The following is a 17,991-nucleotide window of genomic DNA, read 5'->3' as shown; positions in this document are numbered from 1 at the left end:
TAAATTAGTAGACAAGAAGGTAGGGGAAGAGATGCTGAAATTACCAGAAGATTTTATTTTTGGCGGAGCAACAGCGGCATACCAAGTAGAAGGCGCAACAAAAGAAGGCGGAAAAGGTGAAGTTGCTTGGGACGAGTTTTTAGAGAAACAAGGAAGATTCAGTCCTGATCCGGCAAGTGATTTCTATCATCAATATGAAAAAGATATTGAATTATGTGAGAAGTTTGGTGTGAATGGGTTACGTTTATCCATTGCGTGGAGTCGTATTTTTCCTGATGGAACTGGGAAAGTGAATGAAGAGGGTGTGGCATTTTACCATAAGGTCTTTGCAGCTTGTGAGAAACATGGTGTACTTCCTTTTGTGACGCTCCATCATTTTGATACCCCAAAAGTTTTATTTGATCAGGGTGATTTTTTAAATAGAGACAATATAGAAGCGTTTGTTGCGTATGCAAAATTTTGCTTTGATGAATTTAAAGAAGTACGTTACTGGAGTACATTCAACGAGATTTATCCAGTGGCAACGAATCAATATTTATTAGGGATTTTCCCACCAGGAATAACCTATGATTTTACCAAAATCATTGCTTGTTTGCATAACATGATGTATGCGCACGCAAGGGTGGTGAACTTGTTCAAGGACGAGGGATATGCCGGTGAAATTGGTGTGGTTCATTCTTTAGAAACGAAATATCCTGCATCGGACGCTTTGGAAGATCAACATGCAGCGTTCTTAGATGATGCGTTGTCGATCCGTTTCCTCTTAGATGCCACTTACTTAGGATATTACTCTGATGAAACATTGTCAGCGCTTGCTGAGATTTGTGAAGCAAACGGCGCAAGTTATGATTTTCCGGAAGAGGATTTGGCGGAGATGAAGCGTGCCTCGCACCGTAATGATTACTTGGGTATCAACCATTATCAATGTCACTTTGTCAAAGCGTATCATGGAGAGAATGCGATCCATCATAATGGAACAGGGGACAAAGGAACTTCTGTTTATAAAGTAAAAGGAATTGGAGAACGGATCTATAAAGAAGGAATCCCTCGAACGGATTGGGACTGGTTGATCTATCCAGAAGGGTTATATGATCTATTGTTACGTATCAAGGAAGATTATCCTCACTACAATAAAATCTACATCACTGAAAATGGGATGGGATTCAAAGATCAGTTCGATGATGGTGTGATCATGGACCAACCGCGGATCGAATATTTGAAAGTCTATTTAGAATCATTGAGCCAAGCTATATCTGCTGGAGTAAACGTGAAAGGCTATTTCCTATGGTCGTTAATGGATTTGTTCTCTTGGTCAAATGGTTACAACAAACGATACGGACTCTTCTATGTCGATTTCGAAACACAAAAACGTTACCCTAAAGAGTCCGCCTATTGGTACAAATTCGTCAGTGAAACAAAAACAATCATTTAAGTTGGAGGAATGGAAGATGAATAAAGAAGAATTGCAAATGTTAGGTTTTGAGATCGTGGCTTATTCAGGGGATGCACGTAGTACGTTACTCACATTATTAAGAGAAGTCCGTCAAGGAAAATTTGATCGTGTGGAAGAAGCCTTGAAGGATGCAGATGAGAATTTGACATTAGCCCATAATTCGCAAACAAAGATCTTAGCAGAAGAGGCTTCAGGAAAAGATATGGATATGGGATTTATTTTTATCCATGGACAAGATCACTTGATGACTACTTTATTGCTAAGAGATTTGATCCAAGATTTCATTGAGTTATATAAAAACAAATAATCACTAGGAGTGAAAAGCATGAATGGGATCATCAAGCAAATTGAAAAAGGCAAACCGATCTTTGAAAAAATCTCACGTAACATTTACTTAGGTGCGGTCAGAGATGGATTCTTGACGGCTATGCCAGCAATTTTATTTTCAAGTATCTTTATTTTGATTGCGGCAGTTCCTGAGATTTTTGGTTTTCAATGGCCAGAAGGAGTATCGACCTGGTTGTGGAAAATCTACAATTATTCGATGGGGGTCGTAGGCATATTAGTTTCTACAACTACTGCACGCTGTTTAGCTGAATCGATGAATCGGAGAATGCCGAAAAATAAAATCATCAATACTACATCGGTAATGCTTGCTTCTTTAGTTAGTTTCTTATTGTTGAGTGTTTCACCGATCGAAGGTGGTTTTTCAACAGAATATATGGGAACGAAAGGGTTGCTTGCTTCGTTCATCGCTGCATTTATTACTGTAAACATTTATAAGTTTTGTGTACGAAAAGATATTACGATCAAGATGCCAAAAGAAGTACCAGGAACAATTTCTCAAACGTTCCGCGATATTTTTCCATTTTCATTTTCTGTCTTTGCCGCCGTGTTGGTCGACTTAGCTGCACGTAGTCTTTTTGGCATCTCTTTTGCAGAAGCCATCATCACTTTATTGCAACCACTATTTACAGCAGCAGATGGCTATTTGGGGATAGCCGTGATCTGGGGTGCTATGGCATTTTTCTGGTTTGTTGGTGTCCATGGTCCATCGATTGTTGAACCAGCGATTGCAGCGATCATTTATGCGAATGTCGAAACCAATTTACAACTGTTCAATTCTGGGGAACAAGCTTCACATGTATTGACTGTTGGTTTAGGGAATTTTGTCGGAACGATGGGTGGAACAGGTGCGACTTTAGTCGTTCCGTTTATCTTTTTGCTATTTGCAAAATCCAAACAGTTAAAAGCGGTTGGTAAAGCTTCAGTTATTCCAGTCAGCTTTGCAGTAAATGAGCCGTTGTTGTTTGCGGCACCGATGATTTTGAATCCGTATTTCTTTGTTCCATTTTTATTGACGCCGATTGTAAACGTTTGCTTGTTCAAGTTTTTTGTTGATGTGTTTGGAATGAATAGTTTCATGTATGTCTTACCTTGGGCAACGCCAGCTCCGATTGGTTTAGTCTTAGGAACTGGCATGGGGGTTTTGGCGTTTGTATTAGCCGCAGTTTTGATTCTCGTCGACTTTGCCATCTATTTCCCATTCTGTAAGGCGTATGATGCGACGCTAGTCGAGCAAGAAGCGCGACAAGCAGAACAAGTAGCCATGCAAGAAAACGAAACAAAAGTGACCGTGACGATTCCGGCGAATGAAGTATTAGCAACAGAAGCGAGTTCTTTGGCTGATTCAGGTAAAGAAATCAATGTATTAGTTTTATGCGCAGGCGCAGGTACAAGTGCTATGCTTGCAAATGCTTTGAAAGAAGGAGCAAAAGAATTTGATGCACCAATCAGTGCTTTAGCAGGTGCTTATGGTTCTCATTACGAGATGATGGAAGACTTTGATATGATCGTCTTGGCGCCGCAAGTCCAATCTTACTATGAGGACATCAAGGAAGACACAGATCGTTTAGGGATTAAATTGGTTGCCACAAAAGGTGCAGAATACATTGGTTTGACAAGAGATCCTGAGAAAGCTGTTCGGTTTGTTTTAGATCAATTTTAAATCAAAGGAGAGATCGTTAAATGAACAAAGTAAAAGGTTGGCGAGTGTTGGTTGTCGGATTATTTGTTTCGTTAGTCAGTGTGGCATTAGGTTCAAAGCAAGTGGAGGCAAAGGAATTGATACGTGGAGCAGATATCTCGATATTAGCGGATATGGAAAAATCTGGTGCAGGATATTACGAAAATGGTGTGAAAAAAGATGCATTACAGATTCTAAAGAACAATGGCGTCAACTATGTTCGTTTGCGATTATGGCAAGATCCTTATGATGATCAAGGGAATTCATATGGTGCAGGCACGAATGATTTGAACACGACGATTGCTTTGGCGAAACGTGCGAAAAACCTAGGATTGAAAGTGTTACTTGATTTTCATTATAGTGATTTCTGGGTGGACCCTGGCAAACAAAACCTTCCGAAAGCATGGGAAAACTATAGCTTTGAGCAACTTGATGCAGCCTTATACGGTTATACGAAAAGTGTATTGACAGAAATGAAAAACAATGGTGTATATCCTGATATGGTCCAGATAGGCAATGAATTGAACAGCGGCATGCTTTGGCCTTATGGAAAATCATGGGGGGAAGGTGGTGGCGAGTTTGATCGATTAGCCACTTTCTTGAAGTCTGGGATTCGGGGAGTAAAAGAAACGCAACCAGTCGACACCCCAATCATGCTGCATTTAGCTGATGGTGGAGATACGGATGTCTTTACTTGGTGGTTTGATGAGATTACAAAACGTGGGGTAGATTACGATTTGATCGGCCTTTCCTATTATCCTTATTGGCATGGCTCGATGAATGCCTTGCAAACGACAATGAACACAATCAGTGCCAGATATGATAAAGAAGTCAATGTGGTAGAGACTGCATATGGACACACAACTGCCAATGCGGATAGTATGCCCAATGCTTTTGGACCAGAACAAGAGATTGCAGGAGGATATGCGGCAACACCAGCAGGGCAACGAGAATATTTAAATGATTTGGTGACTCGTATCCAAACCGTGCCAAATGAGAAAGGGAATGGCTTTTTCTATTGGGAACCTTTATGGTATAACGGTAATGTCTCTTGGGCAACAGCTGCTGGAATGAACTATTTAGGCGTACAATCCCAAACAGGAAATGAGTGGGATAACCAGGCAATGTTTGATTTCAATGGGCAAGCACTTCCTAGCTTAAAAGCGTTTCAAGAAGCAGGGAGACAGCAAAATCTTCTGAAAAATCCTAGTTTTGAAAATGACGGTTTCACGAACACACCTTCAAATTGGTCTGTGTGGCGAGGCAATGGTGCAGCAATCGATACATTGAAAACTGAAACTGGTGGGTTTTCCGGAGCGTATAAAGCAACCTTTTGGGATGATCAAGCGTATCAAATGTCGATCTATCAAACTGTTGATGGATTAAGCAAGGGAACGTACACATTAACTGCTTATACCATGGCAGGTGGCGATTTGACCGCTAGTCAGATGTATGTCAAAAATCATGGTGAGAAAGAGCTGAAGGCTTCGATCACTAAAAGTGGCGAGTGGACAAAAGTAACGATCAAAGATATACCGGTTACTTCCGGCACGAGTGAGATTGGCATTTATGTTGATGCAAAAGCGCAAGGATGGGTATCGGTGGATCATGTAACATTCGTTAAAAATCAATAGTAAAGAGCCCCTAAGAACGCTTGGTTTTTCCAGACGTTCTTAGGGGCTTTCTTTAGTCGATCAGATATCTAATACTTTATCCAAGAAATCTTTCGTTCGCTCATTTTGCGGATCTTCAAAGATTTGTTGTGGTGTGCCATCTTCAAGGAAGTTGCCGCCATCTATAAACATGACACGGTTCGCGACTTCTTTAGCAAAGCCCATTTCATGTGTCACGATGACCATAGTCATTCCTTGTTTCGCTAATTTTTTCATGACATTCAATACATCGCCGACCATTTCTGGGTCCAAGGCTGAAGTAGGTTCATCAAAGAGCATGATATCGGGATTCATTGCTAATGCACGAGCAATAGCAACCCGTTGTTTTTGTCCACCAGATAAGTTATCTGGGTACATATCTTTTTTGTCTTCTAAGCCAACTGTTTCTAACAATTTGATTGCTTTTTTCTCTGCTTCTTCACGAGAGAGTTTTTTTAGATCCATCGGTGCTAAAACGATGTTTTCCAACACAGAAAGATGTGGGAAAAGATTGAAATGCTGGAATACCATGCCAATATGTTGTCTTACTAAGTTGATATCTGTGTTTTTATCCATCAAATGTGCACCATCAATGATGATATCACCGGATGTTGGATCTTCTAAACGGTTCAAACAACGTAAAAAAGTACTTTTACCTGAACCAGAAGGTCCGATCACACAAACAACATCGCCTTCATTGATCGACACGTTGATGTCGTTCAAGACAGTGTTGTCTCCATATTTTTTTACAAGATGTTCGACTAAGATTTTTTCTGTCATCTTATTTCACCTTCTTTTCTAAAACTTTCGCTAATTTCGTCAATGCAGTGATCAAGATCAAGTACATTACTGCGATGATCAAGTAGACATACGTACTTTGAGTGGTTCGAGCAACGATGATCCGTCCAGTTTGTAACAACTCGACCACACCGATCGCTGAAATGATCGTCGTATCTTTCAATGAGATCACGAATTGGTTGACGAACGATGGAATCATGATTTTAAATGCTTGTGGTAAAATGATCTTTTGCATCGTACGATTATAAGACAGACCTAAACTTCGTGAAGCTTCCATTTGTCCTGTAGGAACAGCATTGATCCCGCCACGTACGATTTCGGCGATATAGGCACTCGCGTTCAAGGTCAATGTGATGATCCCTGCAATAAAGTCAGGAATCGTAAAGCCCACGATACTTGGTAGACCGAAAAAGATGAAGAAAGCAAGTACCATCATCGGAATTCCGCGAATGATATCTACATAGATGCTTGCAACTGTTCGTAAGGCGCGGATCGGTGCAACACTGAAAAGACCGAAGATCACGCCGACAACTAAAGCTAGTGCAAATGAAATCAAGGTTAATAGGATCGTTTGCCATAAGCCTTTCAATAGCGCTTTGTAATTGTTTTGGATCAAGCCAGTCAATGTCGATTCATCAACAGCTGGTGCTGCTGCACTTTCGTCTGTAGAGATGTATTGATTGATGATCTCTTCATATTGACCTGTTCGTTTTAATTCTTTTAAGCCTTCGTTGAACATTTCTAATAATTCAGGATTTTCTCCTTTTTTCACTGCGAAACCATAAGAGCCGCCAGTTTCTCGTTCGATTGGCGTTTCTAATTCCTGACCATTTTTGATCGCATAACCGATTACTGGATAGTCATCCATCATTGCGTCAATTGCTCCGACTCTCAAACTATCATATAGCTGATCTGCGGCATCGAAATATTTGATTTCGTAGCCGTATTTCTCTTGGTTAGCGACCAAGAAATCTGCACTTTCGGTACCAACTTTCGCACCGACTGTTTTTCCATCTAAGTCTTCATAAGACTTGATCGAAGTATTGCCTTTTTTGACTGCGATTTGGATACCACTTTGGAAATAAGGGTCTGAAAAATCAAACGTTTTTTTACGTTCATCTGTAATCGTCATCCCCGCGATCATTCCATCTGCTTGTCCGGATTCCAATGCCTGTAACGCAGCAGAGAAACCTCGGAAGTCCATGCGGATATTGAACCCATGCATTTCTGAGATAGCTTCCATTAAGCTGACATCGATCCCCACATATTCGCCATCCGCATTTTGGTACTCGAATGGAGCGAAGGCCGAATCACTTGCAATCACATAAACGTCTTTTTTAGGTTCTATTTTTTGCATCGTCTCGCTAGTTGCTGTAGTCGATTGCGTCTCGTCAGCTTGCACAGGCGTATGCAGAGCGAATGTAACAAGTCCTGTCATTATGAAAAGGAATGTCTGTAACATGTTTCTTTTTTTCATAAATAACCTCCTATATAAATTTCGATAATTTCCAATATTTAACTATTATAGGCGAAAAGATATTCCTAACACAAGATTCCAAGAAAAAATAATTTAAAAAAGTAGCGATTTATTACATGCTATGTAAGGAAACATGACATGCGATAAAAGAAGGAGATTACAGGTAAGATCCAAAACTTTCAATTGGCGAAAGTATGTTCGCCGTGATATAATAGAGGAACAAGGAATGCCTTTGCTTTCCTTTTCTTTTTTTGATGAAATGAGAGAAGGAATGAACGAAAAGGAGGACGAACAATGATTGAAAGAGATACCTCCCGTCATTTTGAGTTGGTGTCAAAATACCAACCAGCCGGCGATCAACCAGAAGCGATCAAGCAGTTGGTCGAAGGTGTAAATGAGGGTAAAAAAGCGCAGATTTTATTAGGTGCGACCGGAACAGGGAAAACCTATACGATATCTAATTTGATCGAAAAAGTAAATAAACCAACTTTGATCATTGCACATAATAAGACACTAGCTGGCCAATTATACGGGGAATTCAAAGAGTTCTTTCCGAACAATGCGGTCGAATATTTTGTTTCTTACTATGATTATTATCAACCAGAAGCCTATGTACCTTCGAGTGATACGTACATTGAAAAAGATTCAAGTGTCAACGATGAAATCGATAAATTGCGCCATTCCGCCACAAGTTCATTGTTAGAACGAAATGACGTGATCGTGATTGCTTCGGTTTCTTGTATTTTTGGGTTAGGTTCACCATTTGAATATCAAAAACAAGTCGTGTCGATCAGACAAGGTGCGGAGATGGACCGTAATCAATTGATCCGAGATCTAGTCAGCATCCAATTTGAGCGAAACGATATTGATTTTCAGCGCGGTCGTTTTCGAGTGCGTGGTGATGTCGTGGAGATCTTTCCAGCTTCACGTGATGAGCGAGCATTACGCGTGGAATTTTTTGGTGATGAGGTCGAAAGAATCCGTGAAGTGAATGCGTTGACAGGTGAAGTATTAGGCGAAACAGAGCACGTCGCTATTTTCCCAGCCACTCACTTTGTGACCGATGACGATCATATGGAACATGCGGTCGCAAATATCAAAGCAGAACTGGAACAACGCTTGACTGTGTTACGTAATGAGAACAAATTACTAGAGGCGCAACGCTTAGAACAACGGACGAACTATGACATCGAGATGATGTTAGAGATGGGCTATACTTCTGGGATCGAAAACTATTCACGTCATATGGATGGTCGTAAAGAAGGCGAACCGCCGTATACGTTATTAGATTTCTTCCCTGAGGATGCGCTGATGGTCATTGATGAATCTCATGTGACGATGCCACAAATCCGTGGAATGTATAACGGAGACCGTGCGAGAAAACAAATGCTAGTCGATTATGGCTTCCGCTTGCCATCTGCACTAGATAACCGTCCCTTACGTCTAGAAGAATTTGAGAAACATGTCAACCAGATCGTCTATGTTTCTGCTACTCCTGGACCTTATGAGTACGAACAAACAGATACAGTGGTCCAACAAATCATTCGACCAACAGGATTATTAGATCCAGTCATCGAGGTACGACCAATCATGGGTCAGATCGACGATTTAGTAGGTGAGATCAATGAGCGAGTTGAAAAAGACCAACGGGTATTTGTGACCACGTTGACGAAAAAGATGTCAGAAGACTTGACCGATTACTTCAAAGAGTTAGGGATCAAAGTGAAATACTTGCATAGCGATATCAAAACATTAGAACGGACAGAGATCATTCGTGATCTTCGTTTAGGCGAGTTTGACGTATTAGTTGGTATCAACTTACTACGTGAAGGATTAGATGTCCCAGAAGTATCATTAGTCGCTATTTTAGATGCCGATAAAGAAGGGTTCTTACGAAGTGAACGTTCATTAGTCCAAACCATCGGACGTGCGGCACGTAACTCAGAAGGTAAAGTCATCATGTATGCGGATAGAGTCACTGATTCTATGCGTTTGGCCATGGACGAAACGTCTAGACGTCGTAGCATCCAGCAACAATACAATGAGGACCATGGCATCGTTCCGAAAACGATCATCAAAGAAATCCGAGACTTGATCTCGATTACGAAAGAATCAGAAGATGATGCAAAAGAAAAGGTGCAAGTTTCTTATGAGGAGATGACAAGAGAAGAAAAAGCAACATTATTGATGAAACTAGAAAAAGAAATGAAAGATGCAGCGAAAGCATTGGATTTCGAGACTGCAGCCAATGTGCGTGATATGATTCTTGAATTAAAAGCATCTGAGTAGGGGGTAAACATGGCTAACGATAAAATTATTATTCATGGCGCAAGAGCGCACAATTTAAAGAATATCGATGTGACGATCCCACGTGATAAATTCGTGGTCGTCACCGGATTATCCGGTTCAGGGAAAAGTTCACTTGCTTTTGACACATTATACGCAGAGGGACAACGCCGATATGTCGAAAGTTTATCTGCGTATGCCCGTCAATTTTTGGGGCAAATGGATAAACCGGATGTCGATAGTATTGATGGACTTAGCCCAGCAATCTCGATCGATCAAAAAACAACCAGTAAAAACCCTCGTTCTACCGTAGGGACAGTGACAGAGATCAATGATTATTTACGTCTGTTATTTGCTAGGGTCGGTCATCCGATCTGTCCAAATGACCATATTGAGATCACTAGTCAATCCGTCGAGCAAATGGTGGACAAAGTGCTAGAACTGCCTGATCGGACGAAGATCCAAATTTTAGCACCGATCGTGGTAAAGAAAAAAGGACAACACAAAAAAGTATTTGAACGTGTCCAAAAAGAAGGGTATGTTCGTGTCCGTGTAGACGGAGAAACCTATGACGTTAGCGAAGTACCTGAATTAGAAAAAAATAAAAAACATGATATCGCGATCGTGATTGACCGAATCGTGGTCAAAGAAGGTGTCCGCTCTCGTTTATTCGATTCGATCGAAGCAGCGCTTCGTTTAGCGGATGGCTATGTACTGATCGATGTGATCGGGGAAGAAGAAATGCTCTTTAGCGAACATTATGCGTGTCCGTACTGTGGGTTTACAGTGGGAGAATTAGAACCGCGCTTGTTTTCTTTCAATGCACCATTTGGCGCATGTCCGGATTGTGATGGTTTGGGAGTCAAATTAGAAGTCGATATCGATCTAGTGATCCCAGATAAAACAAAAACGTTGAACGAAGGAGCAATCATTCCTTGGAATCCCATCAGTTCGCAATATTATCCACAAATGCTGGCACAAGCTTGCGAAAGTTATGGGATCGATATGGATACACCATTTGAAGACTTACCTATTGAACATCAAGAAATCGTGTTGAATGGTACCTCAGAGTCCTTCCATTTTCACTACGAAAATGATTTCGGTGGAGTGAGAGATGTTGAAACGTCATTTGAAGGCGTGATGACCAATATCAAACGCCGTTACCATGATACGAACAGTGATTTTACGAGAGAACAAATGCGTCTTTACATGACAGAATTGACGTGTAAGACTTGTGACGGTTATCGATTGAATCCACAAGCTTTATCCGTACAGATCAATGGGACGAATATTGGTCAGACGAATGAGTTGTCGATCCAACATGCCGTTGAATTTTTTGAAAATCTAACTTTATCAGAGCAAGAAAAAGTCATCGCTCGTCCGATTCTAAAAGAAGTCAATGACCGTTTGTCATTCTTAGAAAATGTCGGTCTTGATTATTTGACACTTAGTCGTGCTTCGGGCACTTTATCAGGTGGCGAAGCGCAACGGATTCGTTTAGCCACACAAATCGGTTCAAATCTATCGGGAGTTCTTTATATCTTAGATGAGCCTTCCATTGGCTTACATCAACGGGACAATGATCGCTTGATCGGTTCATTGAAGAAAATGCGAGATCTTGGCAATACCTTAGTGGTTGTGGAACATGATGAAGATACGATGCGTGCAGCCGATTATTTGATCGATGTTGGTCCTGGTGCAGGACATCAAGGTGGCGAGATCGTTTCTGCTGGGACACCCGCTCAAGTTGCTAAGGATAAACATTCATTGACCGGACAATATCTGTCTGGCAAAAAATCGATCCCTGTTCCTGAAACAAGACGAAAAGGTACAGGTAAAGCGATCAAGATCACAGGTGCGACAGAAAACAACTTGAAAAATGTGTCCGTTGAGTTTCCTTTGGGTGAATTCGTGGCGGTCACTGGCGTCTCTGGTTCAGGAAAAAGTACGCTTGTGAACAGTATCTTGAAGAAGGCATTAGCACAAAAAATCAATCGGAACTCAGCCAAACCAGGAAAGTTCAAAACGATAACTGGTTATGAAGGAATCGAAAAAATCATTGATATCGATCAAAGCCCGATCGGTCGGACACCAAGAAGTAATCCGGCGACTTATACGAGTGTCTTTGATGATATCCGTGATCTGTTTGCTCAAACCAATGAAGCGAAGATGCGTGGTTACAAAAAAGGCCGTTTCAGTTTCAACGTGAAAGGTGGTCGTTGTGAAGCTTGTCGCGGTGATGGGATCATCAAGATCGAAATGCATTTCTTACCAGATGTGTATGTCCCATGCGAAGTCTGTCATGGGAAACGTTATAACTCAGAAACACTAGAAGTTCATTACAAAGGAAAAAGTATTGCGGATATCTTAGAGATGACGGTTGAAGATGCCGTTGAGTTTTTCCAACCGATCCCTAAGATCCATCGCAAACTACAAACGATCGTTGATGTTGGCTTAGGCTACGTCACAATGGGACAACCAGCGACGACATTGTCCGGCGGAGAAGCACAACGAATGAAACTTGCGAGTGAACTGCACAAGATTTCTAATGGGAAGAATTTTTATATTTTAGATGAGCCGACTACAGGGCTTCACACTGATGACATTGCTCGATTATTGCATGTTTTGCAACGATTGGTTGATGCAGGAAATACTGTGTTAGTCATTGAACACAATTTAGACGTCATCAAAACAGCGGATCATTTGATCGATCTAGGACCTGAAGGTGGCGAAGGTGGCGGTACGATCCTAGCGACTGGTACACCAGAGGAATTAGTGAAAGTCAAAGAAAGCTATACAGGACATTATTTGAAAAAAATCATGGAAAAATAATAAAAGTGATGATGATAGTTAAAAAAATATTAAAAGAATACAATATGTATTGTTTTCTTTTCATGAGTATTCTAGAATATTTTATATGGTAGTTCTTTCTACACTTATTGGTATAGATAAAAACTTCCTATAAGTTCAATCCGTTCAAAAAAGAATTGAGCAATCGGAGGAGATTCCTTTGATTGCTTTTTTCTTTATGGTATGATATTCCTTGTGTAATTGTAAAAGAAAAAACAAGAGATTATTAAGTTAGTGAGAGATAATGATGAACAGTAATGAAAAAAATGAATTTATCCCTATTTTATTAGGTAGCGATATGAACGTTTATGGTATGGCCCGTTCATTTCACGAGGCATATGGCACAGTTTGTCAATCCTATGCGTCGAATCAATTAGCGCCTACCCGCTATAGCAAAATCGTAAACGTTGAAGTGATTCCAGGATTTGATCAAGATCCGGTCTTTATAGAGACGATGAGACGTTTAGCAAAAGAAAAATATACGGATAAAAATAAAAAATATTTACTGATAGCTTGTGGCGACGGATATGCTGAGTTGATTTCTCAGCATAAAGAGGAGCTGTCTGAAACTTTTATATGTCCTTATATCGATTATTCACTTTTCGAGCGATTAGTGAATAAAGTGAGTTTTTATGAGATATGTGAAGAATATCAGTTACCTTATCCCAAAACATTGATCATTCGAAAAGAAATGTTGAACAATGGCCGCTTAGAACAAGAGTTACCTTTCAATTTTCCTGTAGCACTAAAACCGGCAAATAGTGTGGAATATTTATCTGTCCAATTTGAGGGACGAAAAAAAGCGTTTATTATTGATAATCGCGAGGAATTTGATTTGATGCTAGGTCGGATCTATGAAGCGGGCTATACGAGCGAAATGATCGCACAAGACTTTATTCCTGGGGATGACAGCAATATGCGGGTCTTGAATGCCTACGTTGATGACCAGCATCAAGTACGAATGATGTGTCTAGGACATCCATTACTTGAAGACCCAACACCAGCGTCTATCGGAAACTATGTCGTGATCATGCCTGACTATAACGAGAAGATCTACCAAACGATCAAAGCATTTCTAGAAAAAATCGAGTACACTGGCTTTGCAAACTTTGACATGAAGTATGACCCACGAGATGGCGAATATAAATTATTTGAGATCAATCTTCGTCAAGGAAGAAGTAGTTTCTTTGTTACGCTCAATGGCCTGAATTTAGCACGTTTTCTAACAGAAGACCGTGTCTTTGGTGTGCCGTTCGTGGAAACGACCTACGGAACGAACCAATCAGACCAAGCGAAGCTATGGCTGGGCGTGCCTAAAAAAGTCTTTTTGACTTATGCCAAAGAGAACGAACAAAAACAACGTGCCTTGCAGTTGATCAAAGAAAAACGCTATGGAACGACTGTGTTTTATGAGAAAGATCACTCACTTAAACGCTGGGTATTGATGACTTATATGTTCCGAAACTATATTCCAAGATTTAAAAAATACTTTCATTCGAAAGAAGGCTAGTTCATGGAGAATTTTTTCAGTATCTTAGGTGGGATGGGAACGATGGCAACGGAAAGCTTTGTCCGCTTGATCAATCATCGTGTCAAAGCTGCCAAAGATCAGGATTACTTGAACTATGTATTATTCAATCATGCGACAGTTCCTGATCGAACGGCCTACATTTTGGATCAAAGGAAAGAAAATCCTGTCCCTTATTTAGTAGAGGACGTCAAAAAACAAAATTTACTACAACCGAATTTCATTGTTTTGACTTGTAATACAGCTCATTACTTTTTTGATGACTTACAAGCAGAGACGACGATTCCGATTTTGCATATGCCACGAGAAGCGGCAAAAGAGCTTCTCCGTCAAAAAACAACGGGTAAAGTAGCTGTTTTAGCAACTCAAGGAAGTATTCTTGCCGGTGTTTACGAAAAAGAGATCAAAGCATTAGGTTTTGACGTGGTGATTCCTGACCAAGAACTACAAGAAAAAGTGAACTACTTGATTTATCATGAAATCAAAGAAGCGGATCGGTTGAACAAAGAACTTTATTTTGAGATTCTAGAAGAAGTTGTTCAACGCTTGGCGTGTGAAAAGATCATCTTAGGCTGTACAGAATTGTCTTTGATGCAAGAAGTTGCCTCCGATAATCCTTATCCTGTGATCGATGCGCAGTCGATACTAGCTGATCGAACAATCGAGATGGCACTATCTGCTCGAAAGTAAGATACGTTTTAGTGTAATAATAGTTGTGGGCTGAGTTTGATCCACAGGGGTTCAGCTCCTATAAATTAGCGCGAAAAGAGTTAGAGACAGAAATGTTTCTCCTCGAGAAATAAGACGCCATCCACGAAAATTGTTCTTCAAATTTTTGTGGATGGCGCCTTATTTCCGAAGAGGTTACTTTTGTTTCCATCGTTTATTCAGTTTTAGAATCTGCGAGAGGACTAATGTGCCCCTCACTTTTCGCGCTTATTTTGAAGTCGTTTGATTTTGCTTTACAGCCTTTGAATAAAAACCAAAGAAATCGAATTCGAACTAGCAATGATACGCCCGGGATGATATAATTTTATAGGAGAACGAGAGAGGAGGCCATACGGATGGCTGATAATTTAGAACTAGTAATCATTACAGGAATGAGCGGGGCAGGTAAAACTGTTGCCATTCAAAGTTTTGAAGATATGGGGTACTTTTGTATCGATAATATGCCCCCAACACTGATCCCAAAATTCTGGGAACTGATCAAGGAATCAGGGAAAGTCACAAAAATGGCACTTGGTGTGGATCTACGTTCACGCTCTTTCTTTGAAGAGATCCAAAGTATGTTGATCGAGATCGAAAATACAAATTTTATTGATACCTCTGTCTTATTTTTAGATGCCTCTGACGAAGAGTTGGTTGCTCGTTACAAAGAAACCCGAAGAACACATCCGATGGCTATGGATGGACTAGTAACGGAAGGCATCCGTAAAGAACGGGCGATTTTAAATGACATCAAAGCACAAGCTTCTGTCATTATTGATACGACGACTTTAACCCCACGACAACTACGTGAGAAAATCAATCAAACATTTAAAACAAAAGATGATCAAGGATTTCGCATTGAGTTTGTTTCGTTTGGTTTCAAATACGGGTTACCGATCGATTCAGATATTGTGATGGATGTTCGTTTTTTACCGAACCCTCATTATATCGCTGATTTAAGACCATTGACTGGGAAAGATAAACCAGTCTATGATTACGTCATGTCCTTTGACGAAACAGAATTATTTTATTTGAAATTCCTTGATTTATTAAAAACAGTCATGCCAGGATACATCAAAGAAGGAAAAAGCAGTTTGACTGTAGCGATTGGCTGTACGGGTGGACAACACCGTTCAGTTGCTTTAACAGAAAGGTTATCTCAAGCGCTTAGTGAAACATATAAAGTCAATGTAACTCATCGTGACAAAGATAAGCGCAAAGAGACGGTGAACCGCTCATGAAAATGAAAACTTACCGAATTCGAAAACCCAAAATCGTTGTAGTCGGAGGCGGTACAGGCTTACCTGTTATTTTGAAAAGTCTACGTAATCAAGGAGCCGATATCACGGCAATCGTAACCGTCGCAGATGATGGCGGTAGTAGCGGTGAGATCCGCCAGTCGATCGCGATGGCTCCTCCAGGCGATTTAAGAAATGTGTTAGTCTCGCTATCTGATATGCCTCAATTTTACGAAGATATCTTTCAGTACCGTTTCAAAAAAGAAGACCAATTTTTAGCCAATCATACCATTGGTAACTTGATCATTGCGGCAGTTGCTGAAATGAGAGGGAGTACTTATGAAGCAGTACAACTATTGTCTCGAATGATGCACGTGGATGGACACATCTATCCCTCTTCTGAAACGCCGTTGACCTTACATGCGGTATTCAAAGATGGAACGACAGCGATCGGAGAATCTAAAATCGCTGTTGACCGCAAAACGATCGATCGGGTATTCGTACGTAATACAGAAGACGAAAGTGAAGCCAAAGCAGGCCGCAAAGTTGTTTCTGCGATCATGGAAGCAGATATGGTCGTCTTAGGGCCGGGAAGCTTGTTCACGAGTATTCTTCCTAACTTAGTCATACCAGAAGTTGGTGAAGCCATGCTTCAAACGAAAGCAGAGGTCGTATACATCTGTAATATCATGACACAAAAAGGGGAAACAGAACATTTTTCAGATGCAGATCATATTCGTGTGTTGCATCAACATTTAGACCAACCCTTTATTGATACTGTCTTAGTCAATACAGAAAAAGTACCAAAAGATTACATGGACCCGGAAATCTACGATGAATACCTTGTCCAAGTAGCACATGATTTTAATGGCTTAAGAGAAGAAAATTGTCGGGTCATCTCGACTGACTTTTTAGAGTTGAAAAATGGTGGGGTCTTCCATGATGGTGAAAAGGTAGTCGAAGAACTATTCCGCATCGTCTTTGGCTCAAAGTAATTAAAGGAAAAATTTTGTGAAAAGGAGGTGGATAACGTGTCATTTGCAGCTGAAGTCAAGAAGGAATTGACTGGTTTGGAAGTCCATCGAGAACATGCAAAAGCGGAATTAGCCGCATTATTACGAATGAATGGCTCACTTGGAATCGTCAACCAGCAATTCATCTTGAATGTACAGACAGAAAACGCCGCAATTGCTCGACGGATCTACTCACTTTTAAAAGATCATTATCAAGTACGAAGCGAACTGCTCGTACGTAAGAAAATGAAATTAAAGAAGAATAATGTCTACATCGTTCGCTTGAAACAAGGAACGAAAAATGTATTGATGGATCTGGATATCATGGATGGGATGATGTTCAATGGGCATGTTTCCGATGAAATCATGGGAAATGCGCAAAAGATGCGTTCGTATTTACGTGGCGCATTTATGGCGTCGGGTTCAGTCAATAACCCGGAAACAAGTCGCTATCACTTAGAGATTTATTCGATCTACGAACAACATAACCAAGATATTTGTAATATGTTGAATTACTATGGTTTACACGCACGTACACTAGAAAGACGTAATGGCTATATCTCTTATTTAAAAGGGGCCGAAAAAATTGCTGATTTCTTGACTCTGATTGGGGCAACAAATTCGATGTTGCGCTTTGAAGATGTGCGGATCGTGCGTGATATGAGAAATTCAGTGAACCGGTTAGTCAATTGTGAGACGGCTAACCTGAACAAAACCATTGATGCAGCATCAAAACAGATTGAAAATATTGAATTGATCGAAGCACGAGTGGGTTTACAAGCACTTCCGGAAAAGTTACAAGAGATTGCTGAATTACGCTTGCAACATCCTGAAGTCAGTTTAAAAGAACTAGGAGAAATGATCCCATCCGGGGCGATCTCGAAATCAGGGATCAATCATCGGATTCGTAAAATCAACGAATTTGCTGAAAAATTAAAGGAACAAGCATCCTAACGAACAAT

At 40.5% G+C, this 17,991-nt stretch carries 13 protein-coding genes and 1 pseudogene; 12 read left to right on the top strand and 2 right to left on the bottom strand.

What is annotated here, in order from left to right:
• Positions 1 to 31: 31 nt before the first annotated feature.
• The 5 genes and pseudogenes from lacG to IGJ00_RS09250 all read left to right on the top strand — a co-directional run bounded on the left by lacG (position 32) and on the right by IGJ00_RS09250 (position 5,113).
• Positions 32 to 1,432, top strand: a complete 1,401-nt coding sequence (gene lacG, locus IGJ00_RS09270) for a 6-phospho-beta-galactosidase (protein ID WP_071866247.1) — start codon at positions 32 to 34, stop codon at positions 1,430 to 1,432.
• 16 nt (positions 1,433 to 1,448) lie between these two features.
• Complete coding sequence (locus IGJ00_RS09265; RefSeq protein WP_010735223.1) at positions 1,449 to 1,760, top strand: PTS lactose/cellobiose transporter subunit IIA; 312 nt, start codon at positions 1,449 to 1,451, stop codon at positions 1,758 to 1,760.
• An 18-nt stretch (positions 1,761 to 1,778) separates the two neighbouring features.
• Positions 1,779 to 3,063: pseudogene (locus IGJ00_RS09260) on the top strand (PTS transporter subunit EIIC); the annotation flags it as partial.
• Entirely contained in the window at positions 3,063 to 3,461 is a 399-nt protein-coding gene (locus IGJ00_RS09255; RefSeq protein WP_374955056.1) for a lactose/cellobiose PTS transporter subunit IIB, read from the top strand. The pseudogene IGJ00_RS09260 and the gene IGJ00_RS09255, both read left to right, overlap by 1 nt.
• A gap of 20 nt (positions 3,462 to 3,481) precedes the next feature.
• Positions 3,482 to 5,113 (top strand): glycoside hydrolase family 53 protein, encoded by a 1,632-nt coding sequence (locus IGJ00_RS09250; protein ID WP_086334784.1) that lies wholly within the window; start codon positions 3,482 to 3,484, stop codon positions 5,111 to 5,113.
• Between the two features lie 60 nt (positions 5,114 to 5,173).
• Here the strand turns inward: IGJ00_RS09250 and IGJ00_RS09245 are convergent, their stop codons facing one another.
• Positions 5,174 to 5,911 carry an amino acid ABC transporter ATP-binding protein gene (locus tag IGJ00_RS09245; RefSeq protein ID WP_071866250.1) on the bottom strand — a complete coding sequence of 246 codons (738 nt, stop codon included), beginning with the start codon at positions 5,909 to 5,911 and terminating at the stop codon, positions 5,174 to 5,176.
• A gap of 1 nt (position 5,912) precedes the next feature.
• A complete protein-coding gene (locus IGJ00_RS09240; RefSeq protein WP_086334783.1) occupies positions 5,913 to 7,406 on the bottom strand; it encodes an amino acid ABC transporter substrate-binding protein/permease in 1,494 nt (497 codons plus the stop codon).
• A gap of 294 nt (positions 7,407 to 7,700) precedes the next feature.
• Here IGJ00_RS09240 and uvrB point away from each other — a divergent pair, with 294 nt between their 5' ends.
• From uvrB to whiA, 7 genes are all read left to right on the top strand, one after another.
• Positions 7,701 to 9,695: an excinuclease ABC subunit UvrB gene (gene uvrB, locus IGJ00_RS09235; RefSeq protein ID WP_438844353.1), complete on the top strand. Its 1,995-nt coding sequence runs from the start codon at positions 7,701 to 7,703 to the stop codon at positions 9,693 to 9,695.
• A 9-nt stretch (positions 9,696 to 9,704) separates the two neighbouring features.
• Positions 9,705 to 12,524: an excinuclease ABC subunit UvrA gene (gene uvrA, locus IGJ00_RS09230; RefSeq protein ID WP_086334782.1), complete on the top strand. Its 2,820-nt coding sequence runs from the start codon at positions 9,705 to 9,707 to the stop codon at positions 12,522 to 12,524.
• A gap of 262 nt (positions 12,525 to 12,786) precedes the next feature.
• Positions 12,787 to 14,052, top strand: coding sequence for a D-aspartate ligase (locus tag IGJ00_RS09225; protein ID WP_041684221.1), 1,266 nt, complete (start codon positions 12,787 to 12,789; stop codon positions 14,050 to 14,052).
• Positions 14,053 to 14,055: 3 nt separating this feature from the next.
• On the top strand, positions 14,056 to 14,760 hold the full coding sequence (locus IGJ00_RS09220; RefSeq protein ID WP_438844352.1) for an amino acid racemase: 705 nt from the start codon (positions 14,056 to 14,058) through the stop codon (positions 14,758 to 14,760).
• Positions 14,761 to 15,134: 374 nt separating this feature from the next.
• Complete coding sequence (gene rapZ / locus IGJ00_RS09215; protein WP_010735232.1) at positions 15,135 to 16,019, top strand: RNase adapter RapZ; 885 nt, start codon at positions 15,135 to 15,137, stop codon at positions 16,017 to 16,019.
• Positions 16,016 to 17,011, top strand: a complete 996-nt coding sequence (locus tag IGJ00_RS09210; RefSeq protein WP_065096810.1) for a gluconeogenesis factor YvcK family protein — start codon at positions 16,016 to 16,018, stop codon at positions 17,009 to 17,011. Before rapZ ends, IGJ00_RS09210 begins: the two co-directional genes overlap by 4 nt.
• Before the next feature lie 36 nt (positions 17,012 to 17,047).
• A complete protein-coding gene (gene whiA / locus IGJ00_RS09205) occupies positions 17,048 to 17,983 on the top strand; it encodes a DNA-binding protein WhiA (RefSeq protein ID WP_010735234.1) in 936 nt (311 codons plus the stop codon).
• Positions 17,984 to 17,991: the final 8 nt, after the last annotated feature.

Origin of the sequence: Enterococcus sp. AZ062 (assembly GCF_051715065.1) — a bacterium.
Lineage (GTDB): Bacteria > Bacillota > Bacilli > Lactobacillales > Enterococcaceae > Enterococcus_B > Enterococcus_B mundtii.
This window is presented reverse-complemented; position numbering and strand designations above follow the sequence as displayed.